Annotated in this window: 22 protein-coding genes; 7 read left to right on the top strand and 15 right to left on the bottom strand. The window is 56.0% G+C overall.

What is annotated here, in order from left to right; all coding sequences use genetic code 11:
- Positions 1-4 precede the first annotated feature (4 nt).
- Positions 5-1,969, bottom strand: a complete 1,965-nt coding sequence (locus Poly41_RS28775; protein ID WP_146530828.1) for an efflux RND transporter periplasmic adaptor subunit — start codon at positions 1,967-1,969, stop codon at positions 5-7.
- Positions 1,970-2,307: 338 nt separating this feature from the next.
- Between Poly41_RS28775 and Poly41_RS28770 the strand changes: the two genes are divergently transcribed.
- Positions 2,308-4,128 (top strand): TolC family protein, encoded by a 1,821-nt coding sequence (locus Poly41_RS28770; protein ID WP_146530827.1) that lies wholly within the window; start codon positions 2,308-2,310, stop codon positions 4,126-4,128.
- 139 nt (positions 4,129-4,267) lie between these two features.
- Here the strand turns inward: Poly41_RS28770 and Poly41_RS28765 are convergent, their stop codons facing one another.
- The 11 genes from Poly41_RS28765 to Poly41_RS28715 form a co-directional block, all read right to left on the bottom strand.
- Positions 4,268-5,854 carry an SPFH domain-containing protein gene (locus tag Poly41_RS28765; RefSeq protein ID WP_146530826.1) on the bottom strand — a complete coding sequence of 529 codons (1,587 nt, stop codon included), beginning with the start codon at positions 5,852-5,854 and terminating at the stop codon, positions 4,268-4,270.
- Entirely contained in the window at positions 5,851-7,569 is a 1,719-nt protein-coding gene (locus Poly41_RS28760; protein WP_146530825.1) for an SPFH domain-containing protein, read from the bottom strand. The genes Poly41_RS28765 and Poly41_RS28760 overlap by 4 nt, the downstream gene beginning before the upstream one ends.
- 930 nt (positions 7,570-8,499) lie before the next feature.
- A complete protein-coding gene (locus tag Poly41_RS28755) occupies positions 8,500-9,174 on the bottom strand; it encodes a FliO/MopB family protein (RefSeq protein ID WP_146530824.1) in 675 nt (224 codons plus the stop codon).
- Complete coding sequence (fliN, locus tag Poly41_RS28750; RefSeq protein ID WP_231616028.1) at positions 9,167-9,643, bottom strand: flagellar motor switch protein FliN; 477 nt, start codon at positions 9,641-9,643, stop codon at positions 9,167-9,169. Before fliN ends, Poly41_RS28755 begins: the two co-directional genes overlap by 8 nt.
- Before the next feature lie 72 nt (positions 9,644-9,715).
- Positions 9,716-10,276, bottom strand: coding sequence for a dihydrolipoamide acetyltransferase (locus Poly41_RS28745; RefSeq protein ID WP_146530823.1), 561 nt, complete (start codon positions 10,274-10,276; stop codon positions 9,716-9,718).
- On the bottom strand, positions 10,276-11,052 hold the full coding sequence (locus Poly41_RS28740) for an OmpA/MotB family protein (RefSeq protein WP_146530822.1): 777 nt from the start codon (positions 11,050-11,052) through the stop codon (positions 10,276-10,278). Before Poly41_RS28740 ends, Poly41_RS28745 begins: the two co-directional genes overlap by 1 nt.
- 9 nt (positions 11,053-11,061) lie before the next feature.
- The gene (locus Poly41_RS28735) at positions 11,062-11,823 is read right to left on the bottom strand and encodes a motility protein A (protein ID WP_146530821.1); all 762 of its coding nucleotides are present in this window, start codon (positions 11,821-11,823) and stop codon (positions 11,062-11,064) included.
- 14 nt (positions 11,824-11,837) lie between these two features.
- Positions 11,838-12,116, bottom strand: a complete 279-nt coding sequence (locus tag Poly41_RS28730; protein ID WP_146530820.1) for a flagellar FlbD family protein — start codon at positions 12,114-12,116, stop codon at positions 11,838-11,840.
- Between the two features lie 176 nt (positions 12,117-12,292).
- A complete protein-coding gene (locus Poly41_RS28725) occupies positions 12,293-12,985 on the bottom strand; it encodes a hypothetical protein (protein ID WP_146530819.1) in 693 nt (230 codons plus the stop codon).
- 21 nt (positions 12,986-13,006) lie between these two features.
- The gene (thiO, locus tag Poly41_RS28720) at positions 13,007-14,140 is read right to left on the bottom strand and encodes a glycine oxidase ThiO (protein ID WP_231616038.1); all 1,134 of its coding nucleotides are present in this window, start codon (positions 14,138-14,140) and stop codon (positions 13,007-13,009) included.
- Entirely contained in the window at positions 14,140-14,925 is a 786-nt protein-coding gene (locus Poly41_RS28715) for a TIGR04282 family arsenosugar biosynthesis glycosyltransferase (RefSeq protein WP_197231761.1), read from the bottom strand. The genes thiO and Poly41_RS28715 overlap by 1 nt, the downstream gene beginning before the upstream one ends.
- Positions 14,926-15,164: 239 nt before the next feature.
- Between Poly41_RS28715 and Poly41_RS28710 the strand changes: the two genes are divergently transcribed.
- From Poly41_RS28710 to ald, 3 genes are all read left to right on the top strand, one after another.
- Entirely contained in the window at positions 15,165-16,739 is a 1,575-nt protein-coding gene (locus Poly41_RS28710; RefSeq protein WP_231616027.1) for a serine/threonine protein kinase, read from the top strand.
- Positions 16,740-16,777: 38 nt separating this feature from the next.
- Positions 16,778-18,010 carry a lysophospholipid acyltransferase family protein gene (locus tag Poly41_RS28705; protein ID WP_146530815.1) on the top strand — a complete coding sequence of 411 codons (1,233 nt, stop codon included), beginning with the start codon at positions 16,778-16,780 and terminating at the stop codon, positions 18,008-18,010.
- 101 nt (positions 18,011-18,111) lie between these two features.
- Positions 18,112-19,197, top strand: a complete 1,086-nt coding sequence (ald, locus tag Poly41_RS28700) for an alanine dehydrogenase (protein ID WP_146530814.1) — start codon at positions 18,112-18,114, stop codon at positions 19,195-19,197.
- A gap of 24 nt (positions 19,198-19,221) precedes the next feature.
- Here the strand turns inward: ald and Poly41_RS28695 are convergent, their stop codons facing one another.
- Complete coding sequence (locus Poly41_RS28695; protein WP_231616026.1) at positions 19,222-19,836, bottom strand: DUF456 domain-containing protein; 615 nt, start codon at positions 19,834-19,836, stop codon at positions 19,222-19,224.
- A 262-nt stretch (positions 19,837-20,098) separates the two neighbouring features.
- On the opposite strand from Poly41_RS28695, the gene Poly41_RS28690 reads away from it, so the two are divergent.
- Positions 20,099-20,704: an HNH endonuclease gene (locus Poly41_RS28690; RefSeq protein WP_146530812.1), complete on the top strand. Its 606-nt coding sequence runs from the start codon at positions 20,099-20,101 to the stop codon at positions 20,702-20,704.
- A gap of 21 nt (positions 20,705-20,725) precedes the next feature.
- On the opposite strand, the gene Poly41_RS28685 is transcribed toward Poly41_RS28690, so the two are convergent.
- Positions 20,726-21,010 carry a 4Fe-4S dicluster domain-containing protein gene (locus Poly41_RS28685; RefSeq protein ID WP_146530811.1) on the bottom strand — a complete coding sequence of 95 codons (285 nt, stop codon included), beginning with the start codon at positions 21,008-21,010 and terminating at the stop codon, positions 20,726-20,728.
- A gap of 263 nt (positions 21,011-21,273) precedes the next feature.
- Between Poly41_RS28685 and Poly41_RS28680 the strand changes: the two genes are divergently transcribed.
- Both Poly41_RS28680 and Poly41_RS28675 read left to right on the top strand, forming a co-directional pair.
- Positions 21,274-22,488 carry a class I SAM-dependent rRNA methyltransferase gene (locus tag Poly41_RS28680; protein ID WP_146530810.1) on the top strand — a complete coding sequence of 405 codons (1,215 nt, stop codon included), beginning with the start codon at positions 21,274-21,276 and terminating at the stop codon, positions 22,486-22,488.
- Positions 22,489-22,667: 179 nt separating this feature from the next.
- On the top strand, positions 22,668-23,330 hold the full coding sequence (locus Poly41_RS28675) for an FHA domain-containing protein (RefSeq protein ID WP_146530809.1): 663 nt from the start codon (positions 22,668-22,670) through the stop codon (positions 23,328-23,330).
- 78 nt (positions 23,331-23,408) lie between these two features.
- On the opposite strand, the gene xerD is transcribed toward Poly41_RS28675, so the two are convergent.
- A complete protein-coding gene (xerD, locus tag Poly41_RS28670) occupies positions 23,409-24,362 on the bottom strand; it encodes a site-specific tyrosine recombinase XerD (protein WP_146530808.1) in 954 nt (317 codons plus the stop codon).
- Between the last annotated feature and the right edge of the window lie 13 nt (positions 24,363-24,375).

Here is a 24,375-nt window from a genome sequence, read left to right as displayed (position 1 = left end):
GCCTTTATCCTCTGCCTCGAAACCACTCGATCAATCCTCGGAACCAGACAAAGCCGACCGAACGTCGACCGGCCAGAATTTCCACGTGCGTCGTCGCACCCGTTCGCCATCCCTCTCTATCCGACCACTCGCCGGAGTCTGTCTGTTCTCGGACAAGTACCGCCGTTTTGGCCTTGACGACCCAATGACCACGCGCGTCTTGGTGAGTCACCTCATCGATTTGCTGAATCACCGACTCATGTGACGCATTACCCTGTGAACGCAACGAAAATCGAATTTTGCAGGGCTCGGTTTTCTGCTGTTCAAGGACGTAACCACTCGCCGAATCATCGATATCGATCTGCAAGGCCCAACCTTGCGACGGGGAGATCACATCCGCTAAGAATTGTCCACGTTGAACGGGCCGTGCCGTTAAACGTTCTCGCATGTTCCAGTGATCGATGTGACCGGCGATGGGACTCTTGACGACCAACTCGGCCTGTTGCGATTGAACCAACAAAAGCTGCTTTCCAAGCCCATCAAGTTGAGCCTTCAAGATTTGCTCGTTCGCAGAATGGGCGGCGTCCACCTTGGTGGTCGAGCGAGACCGCTGGATCGATGCCAAACTCGATTCGACCGTAGCAATCTCACCGTCGATTTGTTGCCGCTTCGATTCCAAGTCACGGCTACGGATCACCGCGATCGTTTCACCAGCGATGACAGAATCGCCGTTGTTGACGGGCAGTTCAATGACCACTCCGTCCGCGGGCGCATAGATCGATTGAGACGCAGCAGCCACCATGCGTCCTTCGGCAGGAACCCAGAAATCGACTTGGATGAGTGCCATCAATGCCAACCCGACAAAGAATACCGCTGCTGCAGCAAGGGTCCGTTTTCGAGTCGAGGTTGGCACGGTTTTGCTCAGCAACCATCCGATGCCGGCTTCGTCCCGTTCGATCGCGTTTGCCAGTGATCCGGTAAGGAGCGGCTTTAGTTCAGCGAGACGTTCTCGCATGGACGGTCGCTGAGGATTCACAAAACGCTCCATCACCATCACGACCGAGTTGGTTGCATGCGGAAGATTTGCTTCCCGGTCCGCAGCGACCGTTAAGTTCTCTGCAGCGACTTGTCGAGATCCTGATTCGAGCAAGAACGTATCGAGCACTGCGAGCGAAGTTGTGGCACCTTCGTCGGCTGCCCCGACGGTGAAATGGATTCCCTCTTCTTGTGATGCGGCGGCATCCGCCAACGACTGCATCACGCGTGCCAGACGCGTGTTGGGGTCAATCGTCGCAGCAACGTTGGTCGCAATCAGGCGAAACGCTTTCTCGTTTGAGCCTTTTCGCAGCAGGCTGACGCGATCGACATCGGTATACAGAGCGACCACCCGGCAGATGTTGGTGAATGCATCTGCCAAATGGGCGCCGCGGTTTAGCTCAATCGCAAGTTGGTCGTTTTTAGCTTGCCGACGCATTTGATCACGGAGCCGCGTGAACTCGTCTTTCAAATAGACGAGCGTTGCAATGTCGGCGGTGGCCACCGCCATCTCGGTGATGGGGGGCTGAATCGCAGTCGAAACGGGATCACTCCAGCGGATGTCGATTTGCAATCGGATCGCTTGGTCGGCAGGATTTTCGATGATGGGTACGCTTGCGACGAGCCTTTTGGAACGATCCCAATGCGATGACGAAACGTCGCGACTGGAGGTGGCTGAGGGGGACGTCGCCGCCGCAGAGATCGATTCGGCCACGTCACGAGCGACCGAGGGGGTCATGACATCGATGCCATCTCGGGCGAGTTCGGTCGATTTGCCAGACCGCTGTATCGAGACGATCACGCATCGAGCGAGTGTGGTTTGGCGAAGGCGTCCTGCCATCACCTCGAAAAAGGTTGACTGCTCCCCCGCAGCGTGTGACAGCTGATCGAGCGAGTCGATCAAATCCGTCGCGTCTTTCCAGACTTTTTCTGCTGAGTGGGAGGAGAGGGTCATGGGGGTGCGGAAGCCAAGGGCGAAGGGCTTGAGTCAAAGCGTCCATTTTAACCGAAAAAGGCCTTGCTCCGACGTGCCACTTGAATGTTTCACACCAGTTCGTTGCCGAGGTGGAGGAATCGCACCGATTTGATTGATCCCAACCGTTCCAGATATACGAATAAGAAGTAGGGTATCAGCTAGAGCGGTCGTGCGGTGTTGTCGTGCGCCTCGAAGTAGCATCCCCGTTACTCGCTGCATCATGTTTACGGCAGGGCCAAGTGCTCCGACGCGTTCATCCATCCGAGTCCATCTCGCATTCGAATCGCCGCCGACGAAAGCGTCGGTGTTTGACCCGAATGGTGCTCGCGTGCGCGGTCATTGGTAGCACGATTGCCGGATGCCGCGGTCATCGAAATCTGTCAGAGACGGTTTGTAACGATACCGCCTGTATCGACGCGATCATGAAACAAGTGGATGCGGGAGCGCCGGCGATCTCGATCCCCGACGTGTCCAGCCCACCGTTGACCGTTCGTACCATCGAAGACTTTGCCGCGGTTGACTATCAAAACCTGTCGCTCAATGAAGCGATTCAAACGGCGCTGGAACACTCCGAAGTCATGCGTGACCTTGGTGCCACCGTGCTTCGTGCTCCGCAAACCTTAATCACACAACAAACAAAACCGCTTGCCGAGTTTGACCCGCAAACGAGTATCGAATCGGCGTTGTCTGCGTTTGATGCTCAACTCTATGCGATGGGCAAGTGGCAAAACAACGATCGCAAGTTCAACAACCGGTTCTTTGGGGGCGGAGCGAACGCCTTCAAACAGGACACGCATGACTACATCGCTCAGTTGTCCAAGCGAACCGCGACCGGGGCGGAACTTGCGGTTCGAAACGTCATCGATTACGACGCCAACAACGCCACCGGGAATATCACCGACAGCGCGTGGCAAAGCCAGATTCACGCGGAGATGCGGCAACCGTTGATGCAAGGAGGCGGGATCCAATTCAATCGTATCGCAGGTCCCGCATCACAACCAGGAATCTATTCGGGTGTGTTGGTGGCGAAGGTCAACAACGACATCACCTCGTCGAGATTTCGGCAGGGCACCCGCGATTTTCTCAGCAATGTGGTCAACGCGTATTGGGATTTGTATTTTGCTTATCGCGATTTGGATGCAAAGCGTGAAGCTCTCGAACGCAGTCGCCAGACATGGCAGAGCTACGAGGCGCAGAAATCGAGCAATCGAAAATCGGGTGCAGCCGAAGCCCTCGCCCGTGAGCAGTACTTCCGCTTCCAAAGCGAACTGCAAGACGCGATCGCGGGTAAGCTGATTCAGCGGACGCAGGTCAATAACTCAACCTCCGGTGGTACCTTCGCCGGACTCGGCGGGGTCTTGGCTGCCGAGCGGCGATTGCGGTTGTTGATTGGATTGCCGGTCACGAGTTCGCAACTGCTTCGCCCGATGGACGAACCGTTATCGGCACCGATGGTCTTCGATTGGGATTCGATTTCGGTCGAAGCGCTGCGCTTGCGAGGCGAGCTGCAGCAGCAGCGTTTGCTTGTCAAACGACGAGAAATGGAGGTGCTGGCGGCGAGGAACTTCTTGATGCCTTCGCTCGACCTGGTGACAATCTATCGAGTTCGCGGGTTGGATAAAGACTTGGCCGGTGATCGCTCGGCGTATTCCGAACTTGGCTCGTTTGATTTCCAAGAGTACGAGGCTGGATTGGAGTTCAAGTTGCCCATCGGGCTTCGCCAGGGTTACTTGGCGGTGCGACATGCGAAAACGCAATTGGTTCGCGACCGGGCGGTGTTGGAAGAACAGGAACGGCAAGTGCTGCATGATTTGGCCGCGGTCGTGGGCGAGAGTGACCGAGCTTTCCTGCAGATGCAAACGAACATGAACCGCTATTTAGCCGCCAGCGAGGCGCTTGAGGTGCTCGAGACGAATCGCGAAGCGGGCATGCCGGTGAATCTGGAGCAACTGCTTGACGCCCAACGCCGAGTCAGCGAATCGCAGAGCCGTTACTTCCTTTCCCTTACCGAATACACGTTGGCAGCCAAGAACGTCCAATTCGAAAAAGGGACGCTCTTACAGGCCGCCAATCTGTTTCTGGTCGACGAGGAATTCGCCATCGCGGACTTTGCCGAGCCGACGCCAATGCTGCCGTAGTGCGGCACGGCCGCAGGCGAAGCGAGCTACCGCTCGTAGTGGCTTTGGCCCGCTCCCGTTGGTCGCTGGAATCGTGCTCAAATAACATCAAATTCAGCGATAACTGCCGTAGGCCCTTTCGGCGACTCGAAGGCGATGACTACTTCGAATCGAGCGAAATTGTCGGTGTGACGTTTTTTAAGTCGGTCCACAGCGTGCCTTCGCCGGCGTAGAAGAGCTTGAGGTCCATCGTTTCCGGAAGTTGCTCGGCAAATTCCCACTTATTGAACGCGGTCGGGGATCCGAAGGCTTCGACCGCAAGTGTGAACTTCTCGGCAGTTGCTTCTTCGCTCATTTGCTTCGCTCCCGCTTCGGCACGACCGAGCAAGACGGTTCGCTTGGCATCGAGGTTGGCGGTTTCTCGGTCGATCTTCGCGACCAACTGCTCCGTGGTTGCGGCGATCTCACTCGCTTCCTTCTCACCTTCGGCCAAGACGTTCGCTTTCAGTCGGTCGGTATCGACCCTGACTCGCTCGGCTTCCAGTTCCACCATCTGCTCTGCTTCTCGCAGGTTTGCTTCGATGCGTGCGGTCTTGGTCTCTTGATCCCGTGTCAGTTTCAATTCTTCGGAGACGTAACCCCGTTGAATCGGTTCTCGGACTTCCTGTGGGATGTAGATATGACGAACCAAACCATATTGGAGCGTTACGTTTTTGTCCGCCAAGGTATCTCGGAATTCGGTGCTCACCGAGGTTTGAAATTCCTCGCGGGTTTCCCCGACAAGTAATTCGACGGCACCCATCTTCGATCCGTTGTTTCGGCAGATGCTCTCGCTTTGCGGTTCGATGACTTTTTCTTCTACCGCATCAATGTTGCCAAAGGTACGGACGATTTGGGCCGCGTCGCGCGGCATCACCCCCCAAATCGCAGAGAAGTCGAGTTGGATATCGAACCCGTCATTGCTGGGGAAATTGATCCCCGTTTCGGCTACCGCTAACGGTTCACCTTGAGCATCGTATTTGACTTTGCCGTCGGGTTCCATTTGTTGCTCGACTTGGATGCTCGTTTCACGAAAGCCCACGTTGATGATGTCAATTTGCTGTTCGCGTGGATTGATCGGATACAAACCTGGCTGCATGACCTTGTCCTGAATCCCCGCTGAGAGGCCTAACATTGGATTCGACGCCTGCATGGTCACGACACCGACGTAACCTGTTGGAATCTCGACCCAGCCGCTTGTCTTTTCTTGACCACTGGATTTTGTTGTTTCTCGTTTGACGATATTGAATTCGTAGGCATAGGGGTTGGCTCGATAACGACCAGGCCCAAAGACTTTCCGTAGGATGCCCTGATGTTGAACGCGTGAATCCCCTTGCAAGTCACCATCGACCAAGAACTCGCCGGGCGGCAAGGGCATTCCCATCTTGCTTGTCACGACGCCGATTTCACCAGGCATGATGACATTGTCAGGCACGATGGTTCGTTCCCAATAGATCGGGTTGAAGAAATGGCGACCGGGGCCGCGCATTTGATCTTGGACGCCGACTTCATTGTCACGCGCAAGTCGGCCCGGTTCGGGTTCTTTTGCGGATCCAATCATCGGACCTTTGTACCGCAGCAACAAGCTGTGCCCGTCTGGGACATAGATGCGGCACAAGAACCATTGGAAACAGAAAAACAGGGCAACTAGCACCCAAAGGGAGGAAAAGGCTAGCCCAATCGCTGATTTGTTTCGTCGTAAGCTCATTCTTTTTCTCCGGATTCAGTCGTGTTGGGATCCGTGGGGAGGATGACGGACATCTCGGCAGCGGGTGTTTCGGTAGCGGGCGTTTCTGTTTCGTCAGATTTGTCGGCCGTCGGCGACAACATGGGACTGATCCCGCTGAACTCATTGAAAATGTTCATCAACGGGCTATCCGATGTGTTGACCATCATTGCCCGGAAGCTGGGGGCGAGTTTCTTCAGCATCACCCAGCGAGCGAATTCGTCGCCACTGCCGCCGTAGGCTTCTACTGATTTTTGCCACCCCGCTGCGACCGCTTGGTTTTCAAACCGAATCACTTCGGCATCGGCCGTCCCTTTGGCCGTGATCGCTTCGGCCTGATCTTCGGCTGCCATGAGTTCTACCTCCGCAACCTTCTTGCGTTGATTTGCCCCGATCACCGCGACTTCTTGTTGTCGCTTCGCTTCGGTCGTGACCGTAATCACCTCTTGGTCGACTTCGACAAGAGCTTGCTTCTGTTTGACCAATTCTTGTTCGATTCGGAGTTGCTTTTCACTATCTTGTTGCAGAATCTCTTTTTCATACCGTTCCGCCATTTGCAACGCAATTTGTCGCTCTCGCACGGGTAGGGCAATCTGTTGAGGAGGTGAGATCCGCGTGATCAATGCTTGCACGATTTCAATGCCTTGTGTCTTGCAGGTGGCCTCGAGAGTCTGTTGGAAATCCTCCTGAAACTTCAATCGTTTCTCACCCAAGATAAAGTCGCGTCCCGAGTGATCACTCCCTCGCAACCGGCAGAACGAACGGGCATTGGGTAGGATGATTTTCTGAATGATCTCCTCTTCGACTCGAGCATCGCTACCGGTGTCGTTCACGGAATCGTTGTAAGTGACGAAGACTTCCGCGGCCCGTTCGGGATCGACTCGGAACTCGATTCGTCCGTCGAGCTTGACCCAAAAACCGTCGCGGCTGGGGAAGCCCATTTCGCCGCCGGTGCCGAGATTGAATCGTTGGCTGCGACAATCGACCAGCGAGATCCGTTCGACATAGGGGTTGATGTAATAGACGCCCGGATCGTGTGTTTGCTTTTGCACGCCACGCTTGCCGGTTTCAACAATCAGTTGATTGGGGTCAGCCGCGGGGGGACTGCTCAGTAGCGTCACGACTCCCTTAAAACCTGCGGGAACGATGACCGGTTCGTGCAGTTCGACCAACTCAATGAAGTTGTCGCGATTGGGTTTGGGTTTGGTGCCCGCTTCATACACGATCGCATTGATCGCATGCCGGCCAGGACGTAGGACTTCGGCTGCGATGCCTTTCTGCGTGGCGTTCTCGGCAATCAGATTTCCATATCCGAGATCATCGCCATACAAGCGAACCCGAACGCCGAGTCGGTTTTCGGGGACCTCGACCTGAGGCACGATGTCCCACGACCAGCTCCAGGGGTTGTAGAAGTAGCGTCCTTCGGTCAGTACTTTTTCTTGGATCCCCTTGTAGTTGCCAAATTCGGCAACCGAAACGATTTCCATCCCGTTGGTCAATTCCTGCCCGGTTTTTTTTGTCAAAACGGCGATGTGGCCGCTTGGAACTTCGATTCGGCAGTACAGAAATAACCAAAGAACCGAGCCGCAGATTGCAGCAAAACCAATGACCACCGCGGCGCTGATACCGCTCGCACGCATCATTCGGCGCAGTTTTTCGCGATCCTGTGACTCGCGATCGTTGAAATCGCCTGACATGATGAATACTCCCGATTCTTGGATAGGGGGATTGAGGACGTTACCCCGGTAGAGGCACTGAAGCTTAGCACCCAAGGGCGCGCCGGCGCCGAGAAATCCTGAGAATCGGGAGCAACCAGGATTCTGGCTCCCTTCTCCCCCGATTTTGAGGTCGTCCGGTTTTTAAGTTGTGACGAACACAGTGTTTCGGTATCCAACCATTGCTGGCAGGAGCTATTTTCACTTGTTATCGTGCAGTTGCCGGTAGAAACGGAGTCGAGCTCTGCAGAGGTGCAACTTGACAAGGGATATCCCGGTCGACGGTGCGCCAAGGGTGCTATCGGTTCCCGGCGGACGACCGACCGTCGGGGACTCTTTTCTCAGAGATCATTGGACACCGGAGCCATACCTCCAAAAAACCTTGAGTCTGGGTTCCGCGCGCTTCGGTCGGATGAGCCGGTTTTTTGACCGAGGAGTCCGAGAGCCACCGCACCCATGAACCGCACCTCCGTGCAACAGGCTTGCCCATGTTCGCAGCACCAGCGCGAACCGCAAGGCAACAATCATTCGCAGCGGTATGTCGAAAGTCCAGAGCGAAATCTCGTCACCTACGCCACAGATGTATTAGACGCCACCCGAGATGCGCGGTGCAACGAGCCCAAAGGGCGAGGTAAATCTTGTAAGTCTCTTTCAATCAATAACTTAAAAACCGGATGACCTCATTTTTGGGGGAGAAGGGCTGGGGGAAGAGGAGGTGTGCGCTGGAGTTTAGCCGTCAGGCGACTGCGGGTTGCGCTCGTGCGGCTAAAGCCTGAACTCCAACCTTTCTCCCCGCGAGCGCGCGGGGCGAGGGGAGCCAGAATCCATCAGCGCGACTTGTCTCGATACCAATGCCCTCGGAGTGGGTGACGCTAAACTGCACGACCACTGAATGCGGAACGCGACACCGCTTTAGGCATTGGCGAACAGCCGACCTCGACTGCGCGGCGTGTCGCTGGAAGTGACGGTCGCCGTGTCGCTGTGGACGAACCCCGGTGCGACAGGAGCTTGCTCGAGTTCACTGAGCGTCGCGGCGAACGAGTTCTTGGAATGCCCGTTGCACGCGGCAGTCAGTTTTTGGACTTCCGTGGGGTCCGTGATTTCCGAGAGCGGCTGAATTCCGCCGGCGGTTTGAGCCGTGATCAGGATCCGATTGCCACATCGCAGCAGTGTGACTTTGGTTCGCGAATCGATCGCCGTGCTGCCCAGGGTTTCAAAAACATCTTTCGACAAAGCCCCTTGCGACGCGCCGCCAACTCCAAATCGCCGTGTCAACCAGACAAACGCTGCAAACAAGCCAAGCACGACCGCCAAGGAAGAACAAACGGTAACCGTAGGTGTTGCCAAGCCGCTTTCCGCGGCATCGGTGGGTTTCGTGTCTTCGCTGGTCGCGATCGCTCGGTTGGATAGCGTTGGAAAGCCTCGAGTGACTGAGACGACTTGGGCTTCGCTCGTCGATTGCGGCGCCCCGTAAATGGAGGAGGCATCGGTCAACGATCTGCTGTTTTGTCCCATGGCTGTGGTCGCAACCGGCAGCAGCCCGATTCCAAGAGCGATGAGAACAGCGCCGATGGCTCGCTTACCCATTGACCAACTCCGTCACGCGAACGCAGAAGTTGTCGTTCATGACCAGCACCTCACCACGAGCGATCAGTTTTCCGTTGACAAAGATATCGACAGGATCACCGGCGAGTTTGTCGAGCGCGACGACCGATCCACCACGAAGTTGAAGTACTTCTTCCAGCTTCATCTGTGTGCGACCGAGTTCGATCCGGAGATCCAGTTCGACTTCGCCGAGCAAATCGATCGATTGTCGCTGGCCGTCGTTTTCTTCCGGTTCCAAGTTGCCCAGATTGAAAGGTTCAGGTTCGCTCGAGGACGAGGTACCTTTGCCGGCCGCTTTGTCAAGCGACCCCGAGGCTTCGGCAAGTAGTTTCTCGATATCGTCCATCCCAAGGTGTTCTTCTTGGTCCTTGGATTGCGGCGTCTCGAGTTTGGCATCCTGCGTCGCAGCTTCGTCGGCAGCAGACGCGTTGGTTTGATCTTGGTCGGGCACAGTTACACGTCCTTCCTTGGACAGCGTTGTTTCACGGATTTCGTTTCACGATGCTCTTGAATCCGTTGGTCGTTATTCTTGAATCAGTTGGTAGTCGTGGAACCCAACTCCGAGCAGGTAATCTCTGTCGAGCAAGTGGTTACATGTCGTCAAAATTCGCCTTTCAAGCAACCCCAATTGGTTTTCTTGCAGTTCCGTTAGGGCACTGGTTCGAATTTTCATCCGAATGGCGTGCCGGAGTCGACCTTGTTTTTCTTCAAATTCTAGTTCGACCGATTCCGCGTTCTTGCTGCGAATCAGCCCATACAGGCTGAGTTCGATTCGGTATTCTCGTTCCGTGTCGATGGGGCTGAAGGTTTCACCAAACTGCCCCAACGGGATTTCTTTGACTTCGTTTTCGTCCGATTCCTGTTTTTCAGCTTCCTGTTCCCCGTCTTGAACCGACTGGATCAAGTTGGCTTCGGCCAAGGCGCTGACTTCCTCTGCGCTGGGCACCATCAAGAAGAACATGGCGGTTTCAATCATCACGATCGTTGCCACGAAGGCGATCACCAAGCCACGGCCCACTCTCGGTCGGGCCGCCAACGCAGCATCGGCGATGCTGGATTCGGTTTTTTCTTTTTCATCTGCCATTATTCGGTCTCCGCAGTCAAGTCGGACGTGTCAATGGTTTGTGCCTTGCGTTCCTCTGCGGTGCCGTGCAAATCCTCAACCGTTTCGTCGAGCAGAAAGACTTCCACACGAGGGTTTCGGGCAATGGCGACGCTGCCGCCGGCGCGGTGCATCGGTTCGCTTTCACCGGCCGAAGAGAGTCGGAAGCGTGACGGTTCCAGTGCTTCGGTATTCACTAAGACTTCGCGTACTGCAATGGCACGGCGGAATCCCAACTGAATCGATTCGTCCGTTCCCGCCGTGCGAGCGGCGAATTCGGCCGAAGTGTGGCCACGGACTTCGATTTTTTGCGGTTTGCCACGCAACTGAGCCGCAACAATCTTAAGGGCCTCACGATTCTCGGCGCTCAATTGGTCGGATCCCAATTCAAACAGCACCACCGAACCGACCGCGGTCATTTGGCCAGGCCGAACAATTCGCACCAACGGATCTTCCCCCGAGGGTGCTTTGTCGGGGACGCCCCCTTTGGCTGTGTCCTTCTTCTTGGCACGACCGGTCGTCGACAACACGCTGAACGCTTGCGTTCGTGGTCGCGAATCCCCCGGGGTGAGCGCATCGATGGTTCGAGCGTATCCGAAACTCCGCTTCATGGAATCCACAAGCGCTTGATACTTTTCTTCATCTTTGATCTCGCTGAGCGAGACCAGCATGATGAAGAACGTTAACAGCAAACTCATCATGTCGCCAAAGGTCACGACCCATTCGGGGATGCCCATTTCTTCAGGTTCTTCGTCCATGGTCGTGCTTTACTCCGCTTCGCGTTGTTTAGGCGGCAAGAACGTTCGCAGTTTTTGATCGATCGCTCGAGGGCTTTCGCCTTGCTGAATGGCCATCACACCGCGAATCGCAATTTCCATGCTGACCATTTCGTTGCGGCTCAGCAGCCCGAGCTTTTCTGCAAACGGGCTGAAAAAGACGTTTGCGGCGATTGCACCGTACAGCGTGGTGATCAACGCGACTGCCATCCCCGCACCGATCCCCGACGGGTCGCTCATGTCCTGAAGCATCATGATCAACCCCATCAGTGTTCCGATCATTCCATAGGCCGGGGCGAAACGGCCGAGTTGGTCCATAATGCTTTTGCCTTCGCGGTGACGGACTGCGATTGCGTTGACCTCGGTGCGGAGCACTTCTTCGACCACTTCGGGAGTGCTTCCGTCGACCGCCATTTGGATGCCGGTGCGAACGAGAGGATTTTCGATATCCGCCACTTTGGACTCGAGGGCCAACAAGCCATCACGTCGCGCGGTTTCCGCAAGCTCAACGATCTGCTTGACCAAGCCCAAGCGGTCTTCGCCTTTGTTCAGAAAGACTTTGATCGCAATGACGGGAGACTTCAGGATGCTGGCGAGCGGAAAACAAATCAAGGCCGCAGCACCGGCACCACCGATGACCACCAACATCGAAGGGATGTCGATGAAGGCAGAAAACGGCGCATTGCCGAGCGCAATCGAACCGATAATCAGTCCGATGGCGAGAAGCAGGCCAATCAGGCTGGCGATATCCATGTTGTTTCTTGCCGTTAAGTGTTTGCTGTGTTATCGAGGCACGGGTCAGACTTGCTCGGTTGCCCATTGGCGATGCCAATCTCGGGGCGCAGTGCAACGGTCGGACTCGGCATGAAGTGTTTGTGCTGTTGATACTTGACTGCCAAATCAACAACTTCATCAAGCGTTTCGCGGACGACGATGCGTTCCCCGGAGGTCAATGTAATGAATGTGTCGGGACGCCGTTCGACGTACCGAATCAGTTCGGCGTTGAGCACAAATGGCTCGCCATCAAGTCGTGTCAACTTGATCATTGCTGCTTCCCAGGTTCAAGATCGCGGCGCAAGTGTGGAACTGCACCTTGCGCCTCATGTATCCACCGAACCCTAGGACACGGTGAGGCAGCAAGACGGATGTTGCAAAAAAGAAACATCCGGATAGGGCAAGCGTCGCGGCAGCGTGGTTTGACTAATCGGCAGAGCCGTCACAATCAAACGCGGCGGGGGCGATAGAGATCCAAATCGGCACGGCCGCCGAGATGGGCGAACAAGGCCGTGATTTGCCGACGCCCCCGATCGAGATCCTTGGCCAGATCATTCGTGACCGTTTCGCCGATGCGGAACAGGTACGGTGCCGGTAGGGGAAAATCGAGTTCGATCCCTGTCTCAGTGAGATCCGGCGCGGCACCGACGGCCAAAACGAGCGATTCGACATCCATCGACTCGACTGGAGCGTCCTTCGTGGTGATCGACAATCGGAAATCCGGGGGAACGTCTTCGTCGTCTTCTGCCGCTTCCGCAGAGGCCGGTTCGGGGGCGACCCGCGAAATTCGCGTCACTTGACTTTCGGTCCGCAATCGCCCGGCTAAGAGATCGCACTGCACGAGCCCCATGAGCCCCCGGTCGATCCAATCTCGATAGCTGATCGGCAGCTCCAGTGGGATCGTCTCAGACGATTGAGCTTGCAGCGCGGCGACCGCCAGTGACGACAGGCATTGGTGTGGCATCATCGGGAAGGGATCGTCGACGAGTTTGGCCATCGAGTGACCGACTTCCTTCGCTTCCATCAGCGTGACGTTGTAACCGAGAAAGCGGCCGTAAAGCGCCGCTTCGATGCCCAGCGGTCCGGCACCCACGACCGCAATGCTGCCAGGGGGGTCGAGGGTGAAGTCGTCGAAATTCATCTTGGATTGCTTTGGTTCGATTTACGAGGAAGTTGATTGTTGATTGCCAACTTGAAACGGTCCTAAGTCCACCGCAGGGACTTTTCCGGTGATCAAATCGGCCATGCAAACGGCGGTCCCGGGGGACAAATGGATACCGCTGCGATAATGGCCCGCAGCCAAATAGAGGTTAGGCGTATTGGGGATGCGGCCGATCATCGGAAAGCCATCGAACGTGAGCGGTCGAAGTCCAGCGGACGACCCAACCGTTTGGGCATGATCCAGTTTTGGCACAAGTTCAACGGCAAAGTCGCGTAGAGCGTCAATCATGACGTCGGTGGTTCGGCAATCAAATCCGGTTTCTTCTTCGCAAGACCCGATGATCGTATGACCGTCGTCGCGACAAAGGACGTATCGATTACCGACGTTGATGACGGATTGGACAAGGGGACGCGGAGTCTTGAGCACCAAAATCTGACCACGAACGGGGATCACACTACGGCTGAGTTGATAAGATTCGAGGAGGGTCCCAGCCCAAGATCCACCACATACGACCACAGCATCGGATCCAACCACGTGGTGCTCCGAAAGGCAGACCGACGCTGACGCAGGGTCGGACTGGATCTCGGAAACAGGGGCATTCTCCGTGATTTTGACGCCGGCACGCAAACAAGCCGCGTGCAAGGCGCGGAGGTACTCGGGAGGCCGAACTTGATACTCGTCGGGAACCCACCAAGCTGCGACGCCTTCTTTCTGAGCCACGAGGAGGCTGATTTCCGGTTCCCCGCTGCGCAGTCGGTCAATTGAAATCTGTTCGCATTCGATTTCTTGTTCATTCCAATACGCAACCATGCCCTCCATGACGGCTCGTTCGCCTCGCGAAACACCGAGGTAATGTCCACCGCATCGCCGCAGTCCCATGTCGATGCCGGTTTGCTCGAGCAATCGGTTCGACCATTCAGGAAACAACGAGTGGCTGAGTCCTCGCAGCTGATCGATGGGATCGCTCGCCCGAGCAAGATTGGCGGGCGGCAGAATGCCGGCGGCGACACGAGACGTTGAATCGCCAATCCGGTGGCGCTCGAAAAGATGGACTTCGACGCCGCGTTGGGACAATTCCCAGGCCAAGCTTAACCCGATCACGCCGCCACCGACGATGGTTACCGAGGTTCGCATCACGGATGGGTTTCCCTTGTTTCGCTTTCGCCGACTCCGAGGATCGCGTTGACGTGGTCGCAAAGTTCCGCGAGTAACGGCGAGCTATGACGAGAAGCCTCGAGGTGCGCACAAAACCGGCCCAGGTCCTCCGTTGTGTCGATATCGGCTTTTAGCGGTAGCACCGCCAAGGACAGCTCAGCGGCGGAGACGCGTTGTTTGGTGGTGGTGAAAACATCGCGTGTGCCCCAGGGGATTTCAGAGAACAAGGCTGCATAGGCGTCTTTCCATGGCGATCGAATTCCAATCAGATAGTAGCCTCCATCGATCGCGGGCCCCACGACGATGTCGTTGTCGAGAAGCTTTTCCGCAGCATCCGCGATTTCACGGTCGGTGAGCAGCGGGCAATCGGTTCCCGTCAGCACGACGCGGACTGGACCTCGGTGTTCATTTAGATAGGTCTGGAATAACCGGGCCATTCGGTCGCCAAGATCTCCACCCCCTTGGCCGGTTAGCTGCCAATCGAGGTTGTCGAGGTCGCCCTCAAATCGGGCCAGGTAAGAGTCCGGCGTCAGCGCGATGACCCGCTGATCACCGGCGCTGGCAAGCTGATCCGACAAATGCCGGGTGAACAACTCGTGTAGCTCGGCGGCACGTTCCATGCCGATCTCGCAACCCAATCGCGTCTTCACTCGGCCTGGTGTCGGGTACTTTGTCATCATGACGAGCGTGGTGTTCGGCCACTGCGCATCGTCCGTTGACGGCGGCGTTTGGGTGAATTCCCTCAACGGCTCAGCGTTTTGCATGTCTCTCAAGAATCGTTTACAACCAGGGGATTGTGTGTGGATCGTTTCAATCGGCATCGACTTTGTTTGAAGTCGATTGTTTCGTGAGACAAAAAAATAGCGTATTGTAAGTTTTTGGCTACGATAAGGTTACGCACGGGTCCCATAAATTGTTATCATTTTCGCTTCTCACGGTACCCAATTAAGAGGCAAAACGTCGGCGAATCATGCCTAGGATTTCCTCGGAACGATTTCTCGAGATGGTCGAGAAAAGCGGCCTTATCAAGCAAGCCAAGCTGGATCGCTTGGTAGAGAAGGTCCGCGCCAAGTTGGATGGAGGGTTGCCAGAGGACGCCAATCGCTTAGCTAGCGTCTTTAAGAAGCAAGGCTTGTTGACCCAATGGCACGTCGAAAAGCTGCTTGCCGGCAAGTACAAGGGATTTTTTCTTGGCAAATACAAGCTGCTCGGCCACATCGGTACCGGCGGGATGAGCAGTGTTTATCTCGGTGAGCATGTGGGGCTGCACGACAAGCGAGCGTTGAAGGTGCTGCCGAAAAAGCGAGTCAACGATTCAACCTATTTGGCGAGATTCCGTCTTGAGGCGCAAGCGATTGCTTCGCTGAACCACCCTAACATTGTCACCGCGTATGACATCGATAATGAAGGAGACGTCCACTTCATCGTGATGGAATACGTGGACGGATTGGATTTGCTGCAGTTGGTCAAACGGGACGGACCGCTCGATTTTTCGACCGCTGCGGATCTGATTGGCCAAGCGGCTCGCGGATTGGAACATGCTCATTCGCGAAACGTGATTCATCGCGATGTCAAGCCAGCCAATTTGTTGCTTGATCAAGACAACCGAGTGCGATTATTGGACATGGGGTTGGCGTTGGTGTTGGCGGAAGAGGAATCCTTGACGGTTGCCAACAACGAGAACGTGCTGGGAACTGCGGACTATTTGGCACCCGAACAAGCGCTCAACAGTCACACCGTGGACCATCGAGCCGATATTTACGGCCTGGGTTGCACATTCTATTTTCTATTGACCGGACGGCCTCCGTTTAACGACGGCACACTGGCCCAACGAATCGCGAAGCACCAATCGGAGATGCCGAAGCCGATTCGCGAATTGCGGGGGGATTGCCCGGGTGAGTTGGAGGGGATTTGTGTCAAGATGATCCAAAAGGATCCGGCCTACCGATATCAGAAAGCGTCGGAAGTGGCCGAGGTGTTAGAGAGGTTTGTTGCCCGCGTGCCGCGCGGTGCTCGTGTCGTGGCGGGACTCGGAGATGCGCCTCACTTTGACGATGGCGACACCTCCTCGTCGATCGGGTTTGATGACAGCTCGTCGCGGACGGGCCAATCGGACACCGTCTCCAATCAAGGCGCCGATACGATTGCGAACAGTCGCTCGGCGCTGCTTCGCGGTGATGGGCTCAGCAGCAGCGACAGTGGCCGGATGGTCAACGTTCGCCCCCGACCCGATTTGATCGACGGCAGTTTCATCGACCTGCAAGCGGAATCGGGATACCGTCCCAACGGTACGGTGGCGGGCCGGCAAATCTCACTGTCGTCTCCGGGGTCGTCGAAGTCGGGAAAACTCGGTGCAGCGCCGGCCAGCCGTTCGGGGGTTTACCCTGGGGATGATTCCGATATCTACGGGGCGACCGGGGGCGACAGCAGCGGTAGTGGGCGCCGGTTTGGTAGCGGGTCGTCTCGACAAAAGCAGCCAAAAGGATACGATCCAATGCTACTCGGTGCGTTGGGGCTGGCACTGTTTGTTGTCGCGATCGCGATCGGGTTTTACTTGGCGCGAATCACTTCGGGTTGATTCTTGGTCCCCTTCCCTGCGGAAACGAGTTCCGAACCTTGACCGTTATTCTTGACCGGCCCTATCAATTTATCCCGCCCTGCCGCAACGATCTTTGGCCAGGATTCATTCAGCGGTTCCGTCTGTTTGATTACTACCTTCGAAAAAAAGAAGGCGTGGTTTCGTTCGATTGTCGCAACCTGGAAGTGCTCCGCGAGTCGCTCGATGCTGGCGACGGAATCTTGCTTGCCCCCAACCACTGCCGGTACGCCGACCCGCTGGTGATGGGATGGCCCGCGCGGATGACGAAGCGGCATGTTTACGCGATGGCATCTTGGCATTTGTTCAACAAGCATTGGTTCGACTCGTTCGCCATCCAACGGATGGGCGGATTCAGCGTGTTTCGCGAGGGCCCCGATCGCCAGGCGCTTGAAACGGCGATCGACATCTTGGTCGAGGCCCATCGGCCCCTGATTCTGTTTCCCGAAGGCACGACCAATCGGACCAATGATGTGTTAAAGCCACTTCTCGATGGCGTCACCTTTATCGCTCGCACCGCGGCTCGGCGGCGAGCCAAACGGGTCGGTGGCAAGGTGGTCATCCACCCGGTCGCGATCAAATACCTCTGTACGATGCCGATCGACGATTGGGCCCATCACCAACTCCAGCGGATCGAGCAGCATCTTGGCTGGCAAAAACCGGTTGCTCTTCCCCTGCTTGAGCGGACATTGCGCGTCGCCGAGGCGTTGTTGGGGCTTCGCGAGGTGGAGTATCGGGGACGCTGTGGGGAAGGGACACTTCCGCAGCGCCGCGATGCGTTGATCGAGCACGTGCTTTGTCAAGCGGAGCAACGACTTCAGACGGGGGTTGCCGCTGCGTCGTCGAGCAATTTTGCCGATCAGGTTCGCGCCCGCGTCCGCGCGATCCGAAGCGAGGTTCATTCACGGTGGTTCTCGAATCATCCTGACGAACCGGAAAAGCGTCTGTTGCGAGGGGATGTGGCTGCGGCCGACATGGCACAAGACCTGTTGTCCTATCCCGACGGCTACTTGAATCGCGATTCGGCGACGGATACCCGTGTCGTTGAAACGATTCAACGCATGCAAGAAACGCTGTTTGGCAAAGCGGATGTCGGTATCCCGCTTCACTCGGTCGTCGAACTGAGTGATGCGATTGAGGTGCCGGCTGAAAAAGCGCCCCGTGGTATTGAGGATCCGCTGATTACCGGTATTCGAGATTCGTTGAACGAGATGCTCGGCCGATTGTCGCAAGAAGCACGTCCGATTGGGTAACGATCGCGGTTTCGACGATTTCGCGGGTGACACCGTCTTCCCCGATAACGCTAAGATGGATCGCTGACAGAGCACGAGGTCAAACCTGCTGAGGGAAAACGATGATCATTGGTGTGCCCAAGGAAGTGAAGACGGACGAGTATCGCATCGCGATGCTCCCGGTCGGTGTCGAAGAACTCGTTTCGCGCGGCCATCGAGTTTTGGTCGAGGCGGGGGGAGGACTCGGAAGTGGGTTATCGGATCACGATTACTTGCAAGCGGGTGCAGAATTGGTCGCGTCAGCCGATGACGTGTTTGTGGCTGCTGACTTGATCATGAAAGTGAAGGAGCCACAGCCATCGGAATGGGGCAAGATTCGACCGGGCCAGTTGCTGTTCACCTACTTCCATTTTGCTGCCAGTCAAGCCTTGACCGAAGCGATGGTTCAAAGTGGTGCGACCTGCATCGCCTATGAAACCTTGCGAGATGACAACGGCCGCTTGCCATTGTTGACACCGATGAGTGAAGTGGCGGGAAGGATGAGTATTCAGCAAGGAGCCAAGTATTTGGAAAAGCCGCAAATGGGCCGCGGCATTCTGCTCGGTGGTGTGCCCGGTGTTGCGCCGGCGCACATCACGATTCTTGGGGGAGGAGTCGTCGGCGCGAATGCTGCAAAGATCGCGGCTGGCTTTCAGGCGGATGTCAACATTCTTGACACGAATCTGGATCGACTGCGTTATCTCGACGATGTCATGCCCCCGAACGTCAACTGTTTGTACAGCGACAGGTACAACATCTTGGAACAACTTCGCCGCGCGGATTTGGTGATCGGTTCGGTTCTGATTCCCGGCGCGAAGGCACCTCAATTGGTCCGTGCGGAAGACCTTCGTTTGATGAAGCCCGGCAGCGTCGTGATCGATGTTGCTGTGGACCAAGGCGGTTGTATTGAAACGAGTCACCCTACGACCCACAGCAGCCCGACGTTCATTGTCGACGAAATTGTGCATTACTGTGTCGCCAACATGCCCGGTGCGGTGGGCCGCACGAGCACGTTTGCTTTGTGCAATGCAACGTTGCCGTGGGTGATTACGCTTGCCGAGCAAGGGGTCGAAAAAGCCATGACGACCTCGGCCCCGCTGCGAGCTGCGTTGAACATCCAAGCGGGACGAGTCGTCAACAAAGCCGTTGCGGCTGCGTTTGGGCTCTGAACCTGTTTGCTTGAACCCCCGTTCCTAAAAAACCACGCCAAGGACCGCCGCCAGCACGACAGCGAATCCAGCGATGAATTTGCCAAGCGTACCAAAGGTTCGCCCCCAAAAGGCCGCTTGTCCGATCGCCCAGCTCTCTTTCCATGATCGCCCGTCCGTCCATTCCCCGTAGATCGCTCCGCTGGTCGCACCGAGGCCTGCGAACAGAATGGCTGCCAAAACCGATCCGACGACGGGGACGGGCAACCCCACCATGGCGCCAGTCAAGGCACCGATCATCGAGCCGATCACGGCAAAGATCGTCGATCGTCGGCTGGCCCCCGCCCGTCTCGCTCCGAACGCGCTGGCAACGAACTCAATGACCTCACCGAGCAACGCAAACACGAACGCAACGACCAGCGTCGTGATGCCGATCGACAAGCGGCCTTCCGAGGGACCGAGCCAAACGTAGAGTGCCATCGCCGCGACAGAAATCCAATTTCCAGGCAGCGTAACCAGGTTGGCTCCCCATGCGATGAAACAAACGAGGACCAACACCACCGCGGAGAGCACCGACCCGGTTGGACCGACCCAGCGGCTCCAGCCCTCCGTAGATTGCTGCATTTGCAGCGTGATCAGGAAGATTGTTGAAAGATTCATAAGATTTACAAAATCGACGAGTGAGCATGATTCGACGTGTCCGTAGCCAAATGAGGCGATTCTATGCCAAAAAGGTCGCGAACCCCATCGTTCGGTGCCGGTGTCGCAACAAGCGTCGTTGTCCGTTGCATATAGTTGTGTGTTGGATGGTTCACTAAAATAGCAACGATGACCTCGGGGCATCGAATGAACTCGTGTTCCCAAAGATTCACCTCAAGCAGGTTCCCTCGCAGCAGAGACGACGGAAGGAACGATCTTGGAAATGTCGCAGAGTGTATTAGACACGAATGTTTTGGTCCTGAATCGCTTCTATATGGCGATTCGGGTGATCAACGTACGACGCACCTTCACGCTGCTGTATCGCGAGTGTGCTGAAGTGATCAGCCACGAAGACGATCAATACATCAGCTACGACTTCGAGTCGTGGTGCGAGTTGAGCCAGTTGACGTCGCTCGAAAAGCAACCCGGCGAGGATTACATTCGTGCGGTGGGTTTCGAATTGCGAGTCCCGCGAATTGTCCGCTTGATACGGTTCGATCGGATGCCAACGCAAACGGTTCGATTCAACCGCAAGAACCTGTTTGCTCGTGATGAGCACACCTGTCAATATTGCGGCCGTAGCGAACCTGCGAACAAGCTAAGCTTGGATCACGTGATTCCTCGCTCGCACGGCGGACCGACAACGTGGGAGAACATCGTCTGTTGCTGTTTGCGCTGCAATAGCCGCAAAGGGGGGCGAACGCCCCAGCAGGCGCGGATGCAATTGTTGACCCGGCCGACCAAGCCGCGGTTAAACCCGATGCTAGCTCAATCGATGGAAGACCCTCGCTACGAATGCTGGAAAACGTTTCTGCCCGCAGCGGGATAGTCAGGTGTCAGGTGTCTGATATCAATCGTCGCAGAGCGGTTCTTTCTTTTCGGTGATCACGTCACACTCGTCCGACTCTGACTTTTCGGCATTGAGTTCGACATAGCTTTTCCATTCTTCCGGAACGTTGTCCTCATGGAAGATTGCCTCGACGGGGCACTCCGGCACGCATGCTTCGCAATCGATGCATTCTTCCGGGTGAATGTACAGCATTTGGTCGCCTTCGTAGAAACACTCTACTGGGCAAACGACTACGCAGTCGGTGTATTTGCATCCCGAGCATGGCTCGCAAACAACATGCGTCATGACTTAATGACCTTTCTTTGAAGCAATTCGATTATGCAGCGGGGACGCAGAAAAATAGCGAATCCCACTACGTTCGGTTTATCGGTCGGACACCCCGGCCTCTGCACTTTAAACGTCCCCATTGTGCCCAGTTTGTAGTTCGCTGGCGAGCGGGCATTTTGATTTTCACGTGAATCGTTCATGCTGAGGGCTGTGCGGGTCAGACGGCGACACCCGCGGAACTGATTTTGCAGCAAAACAACACTTTTCCTCTAGGAAACCGCGTGTCTCTCTCTGACAACCCCATCCCACTGCGGCTGAAACCATCGCGACACTTCCCCTTCTTGGCTCGCCATCCATGGGTACACGCCCATGCCTTGGCCGAAACGGGGGACAGCCTTGATTGCGGGCAAGTGGTTGATCTGCTTGATTTCGAGGGCAACTGGGTCGCGCGAGGGGTGATTAACCCCAACAGCAGGTTGCGGATCCGGTTGTATGTCTTCGATGCCAATCTTGCCATTGACGAGGCACTTTGGAAATCACGGATCGATGACGCGATTGCTCGCCGCCGGCTGGTGGGGCCAATCGATCGGGATGCCGCCGAGCGAGTGGTGTTTAGCGAATCGGATCTGTTGAGCGGTTTGATCGTTGATCGCTATGCCGATTGTCTTGGGGTTCAGTTCACCGCCGGAGCGTTGACACGCTGGCAGCAGCCCATTCTCGAACACCTTCGTACGGCGTTTTCGGCTCGCGCCATTATGGTCCGTATGGATGACAAGACCGCAAAATATGAGGGGCTCGAAGCGCAAGAACAGTGGTTTGAAGGCGTCGCCATCGATGAACCCGTCCTTTATCGGCAAAATGAGCTGCAGTGGGCGGTTGATTTGCGCGGAGGCCAAAAAACGGGCGGATACTTGGATCAGAGGTTAAATCATCAGGCGTCGGCAGTGTACATGCGCGGCCGAAACGTATTGGATGTCTGTTGCTACAACGGCGGATTTGGGCTCGCAGCGCTTCGAGAGGGAGCCGCATCGGTGGTCGGAATTGATTCCAGCGCCCCGGCGCTCGATCAGGCACGGCAAACGCTCGTTCGCAACGGACTCGATGGAGAATCGTTCGGAGAAATATCGTTTCGGTTGGGTGACTGCTTCGATGAACTGAAGAAACTCGGCGAGCAGGCTGAGACCTTTGACGCGGTCATTTTGGATCCACCTCGGTTTGCGGGAAGCCGCCACCAGCTCGATACAGCGCTGCGGGCCTATCGCCGCCTCAATGCCATGGCGGTTGATTTATTGAGTCCCGGTGGCGTGTTGGTGACCTGCAGTTGTTCCGGTCGGGTCTCTCGATCTGAATTTTTGAACATGCTTCTGGATGTGGGCCGAAGGCGACGGCGTGATCTGATCGTTTTGGAGAACCGCGGACCAGCACCGGACCACCCGATCGCGATTTCTTGTCCTGAAAGCGATTATTTGAAGTGTGTGATTGCACAAGTTCAATAGTTTTGACGCGTTATGGATAATAGTGAGGTAGGTTTTTGCAACAGCGGCTTTTGTTCTCGGGCCGTGTTCCTACTGACGCGGGGTGCATCCGGAAGCTTACCCCGTCATTGATTTGCGTTTATACTGTTGCCGTCTTGGACGACGCACTTCACCGTACTTTTCCTCCTTCGGATTTCTCCATGTCGGGCGTGACCCTCAAAATTCTTCATGGTGCTGATCGCGGCAAGGTCTACGACGATCTTCAGCCCCCGTTGACGGTGGGTCGTGAGGAAGGCAACGACATTCAGCTCAATGATGAGCGCGTCAGTCGCTGCCATTTTAAGGTCCAACGCGACAACGATCGTTTGGTCTTGACCGATTTGGATAGCACCAATGGAACGAAGGTCAACGGAACCGAATGCCAGTTGAAGATACTTCGCCACGGTGATTTGATCGCGGTGGGTCGTAGCTTGATCTTGGTGGGGTCCGAAGAACAGATCGCCGCTCGCTTGGCAGCGATGGGCAACGACAACCCGACACTCAGTCGCGAGACGTCTTCGTCGGACAGTTCGATTGCGGTCGAATTGAACCAAGAGCCGAAGTCGCCCTACCCGGCGGACGTCATTCAAATCATGGAAGTTCCGTCGATTCCGGACGACTTATCGCCGGGTCAGAAAGCACAATTGTGCGAGATCCTTGATTACTTGCAGTCGCGATTGCACAAGTTGATCGAAGGAGCGAAAACCGACGAAGGGGCTGATGAGGTGCACTTGAAGTTCTCCTCTTGGCAACGCTTGCTGGATGCTCAAGCCACCTTGTCGACCATGACCCGAAAAGTCGCCGACCCCGACTGGCCGGATTGATCGTGGAAATCCCTCTTTGATCGCTTTGCGTGGGAAAACGCGGTTGGCTTGGCGTCCTTGAATGGAACCCAACCTTTTCTAGGCGCGCGGATGGAAACTTTGATGCACTTTTTTAAGTCTCGAATGTTCAACGTGCGTGTAGATCTGTGTTGTCTGAATACTGGCGTGGCCGAGCATCTCTTGCACGTGCCTTAGGTCGGCTCCGCCCGCGAGCAGATGGGTGGCGAAGCTGTGACGCAGGCTGTGCGGACTGATCTTGGGATCGATTCCAACACGGCGAGCGTAGAACTTGACCAGTCGCCAAAGTTGAATGCGGTCGAGCGCCCGCCCGCTGCGAGACAAGAACAAGGGCTCGGGTGGGTGGGGACACTTTGCCGCCAACTTCCCGCGCACCTCTTCGGTATAGCGATCGATCGCCGCGATCGCTTGCGAGCCAATCGGTACCATGCGCTGTTTGCCACCTTTGCCTTCGCACTTTAAGTGCTTTTCCGATAGCGAAAGATCACGAACGCGAATGGAGCAAACTTCGGAGGCTCGGCAACCGGTTGCGTACAGCACTTCCAACATCGCCACGTCTCGTTGCCAATAGGCGTCGGTGCGGCGAGGGGCTTTCAAGAATGCATCGACTTGGCTTCGGGACAAGACGCCCGGCATCCGTTGCCACATCTTTTGCGTCGCGATCAGTTCTGCGGGGTTCGCATCGACAATCCCTTCGAGTTGCAGGTACTTAAAGAAGGTTCGCGTCGCCACGACGTTGCGCGCGATGGATGCGGGAGCAAGCCCAAACGATTGCAATTTGCCGATGTATGCCGACAAGTCGCCAATGGTCAGTTGATTGAGTTTGCGTTTGCCAACCCAACTGCAGAACCGTTTCATATCCCGACCGTAGGCGGCGATGGTGTTCGCGGCCAAGTGGCACTCGCTGCGGAGGTAGTCCAAGAAGTCGGCGCAGACCGATTCGGTCGCTTGGCAGGTTTTTGCCGGAGCCCCCGTTTGGGCCAGCATTTGCAGTTTGGTGGGTCGTTTTGCCATCGTGTGGCAGGGC

Origin of the sequence: Novipirellula artificiosorum (assembly GCF_007860135.1) — a bacterium.
Classification (GTDB): domain Bacteria; phylum Planctomycetota; class Planctomycetia; order Pirellulales; family Pirellulaceae; genus Novipirellula_A; species Novipirellula_A artificiosorum.
This window is presented reverse-complemented; position numbering and strand designations above follow the sequence as displayed.

What these genes read in the sequence shown, in the direction of transcription:
- ald (WP_146530814.1), top strand. Translation starts at nt 18,112, where the DNA reads ATGATCATTGGTGTGCCCAAGGAAGTGAAGACGGACGAGTATCGCATC.
- Poly41_RS28775 (WP_146530828.1), bottom strand. Translation starts at nt 1,969, where the DNA reads ATGACCCTCTCCTCCCACTCAGCAGAAAAAGTCTGGAAAGACGCGACG.
- Poly41_RS28690 (WP_146530812.1), top strand. Translation starts at nt 20,099, where the DNA reads ATGTCGCAGAGTGTATTAGACACGAATGTTTTGGTCCTGAATCGCTTC.
- Poly41_RS28715 (WP_197231761.1), bottom strand. Translation starts at nt 14,925, where the DNA reads ATGCAAAACGCTGAGCCGTTGAGGGAATTCACCCAAACGCCGCCGTCA.
- Poly41_RS28765 (WP_146530826.1), bottom strand. Translation starts at nt 5,854, where the DNA reads ATGAGCTTACGACGAAACAAATCAGCGATTGGGCTAGCCTTTTCCTCC.
- thiO (WP_231616038.1), bottom strand. Translation starts at nt 14,140, where the DNA reads ATGCGAACCTCGGTAACCATCGTCGGTGGCGGCGTGATCGGGTTAAGC.
- Poly41_RS28725 (WP_146530819.1), bottom strand. Translation starts at nt 12,985, where the DNA reads ATGAATTTCGACGACTTCACCCTCGACCCCCCTGGCAGCATTGCGGTC.
- xerD (WP_146530808.1), bottom strand. Translation starts at nt 24,362, where the DNA reads ATGGCAAAACGACCCACCAAACTGCAAATGCTGGCCCAAACGGGGGCT.
- Poly41_RS28685 (WP_146530811.1), bottom strand. Translation starts at nt 21,010, where the DNA reads ATGACGCATGTTGTTTGCGAGCCATGCTCGGGATGCAAATACACCGAC.
- Poly41_RS28760 (WP_146530825.1), bottom strand. Translation starts at nt 7,569, where the DNA reads ATGTCAGGCGATTTCAACGATCGCGAGTCACAGGATCGCGAAAAACTG.
- Poly41_RS28770 (WP_146530827.1), top strand. Translation starts at nt 2,308, where the DNA reads ATGGTGCTCGCGTGCGCGGTCATTGGTAGCACGATTGCCGGATGCCGC.
- Poly41_RS28755 (WP_146530824.1), bottom strand. Translation starts at nt 9,174, where the DNA reads ATGGGTAAGCGAGCCATCGGCGCTGTTCTCATCGCTCTTGGAATCGGG.
- Poly41_RS28740 (WP_146530822.1), bottom strand. Translation starts at nt 11,052, where the DNA reads ATGGACGAAGAACCTGAAGAAATGGGCATCCCCGAATGGGTCGTGACC.
- Poly41_RS28745 (WP_146530823.1), bottom strand. Translation starts at nt 10,276, where the DNA reads ATGGCAGATGAAAAAGAAAAAACCGAATCCAGCATCGCCGATGCTGCG.
- Poly41_RS28730 (WP_146530820.1), bottom strand. Translation starts at nt 12,116, where the DNA reads ATGATCAAGTTGACACGACTTGATGGCGAGCCATTTGTGCTCAACGCC.
- Poly41_RS28710 (WP_231616027.1), top strand. Translation starts at nt 15,165, where the DNA reads ATGGTCGAGAAAAGCGGCCTTATCAAGCAAGCCAAGCTGGATCGCTTG.
- Poly41_RS28675 (WP_146530809.1), top strand. Translation starts at nt 22,668, where the DNA reads ATGTCGGGCGTGACCCTCAAAATTCTTCATGGTGCTGATCGCGGCAAG.
- Poly41_RS28695 (WP_231616026.1), bottom strand. Translation starts at nt 19,836, where the DNA reads ATGAATCTTTCAACAATCTTCCTGATCACGCTGCAAATGCAGCAATCT.
- Poly41_RS28735 (WP_146530821.1), bottom strand. Translation starts at nt 11,823, where the DNA reads ATGGATATCGCCAGCCTGATTGGCCTGCTTCTCGCCATCGGACTGATT.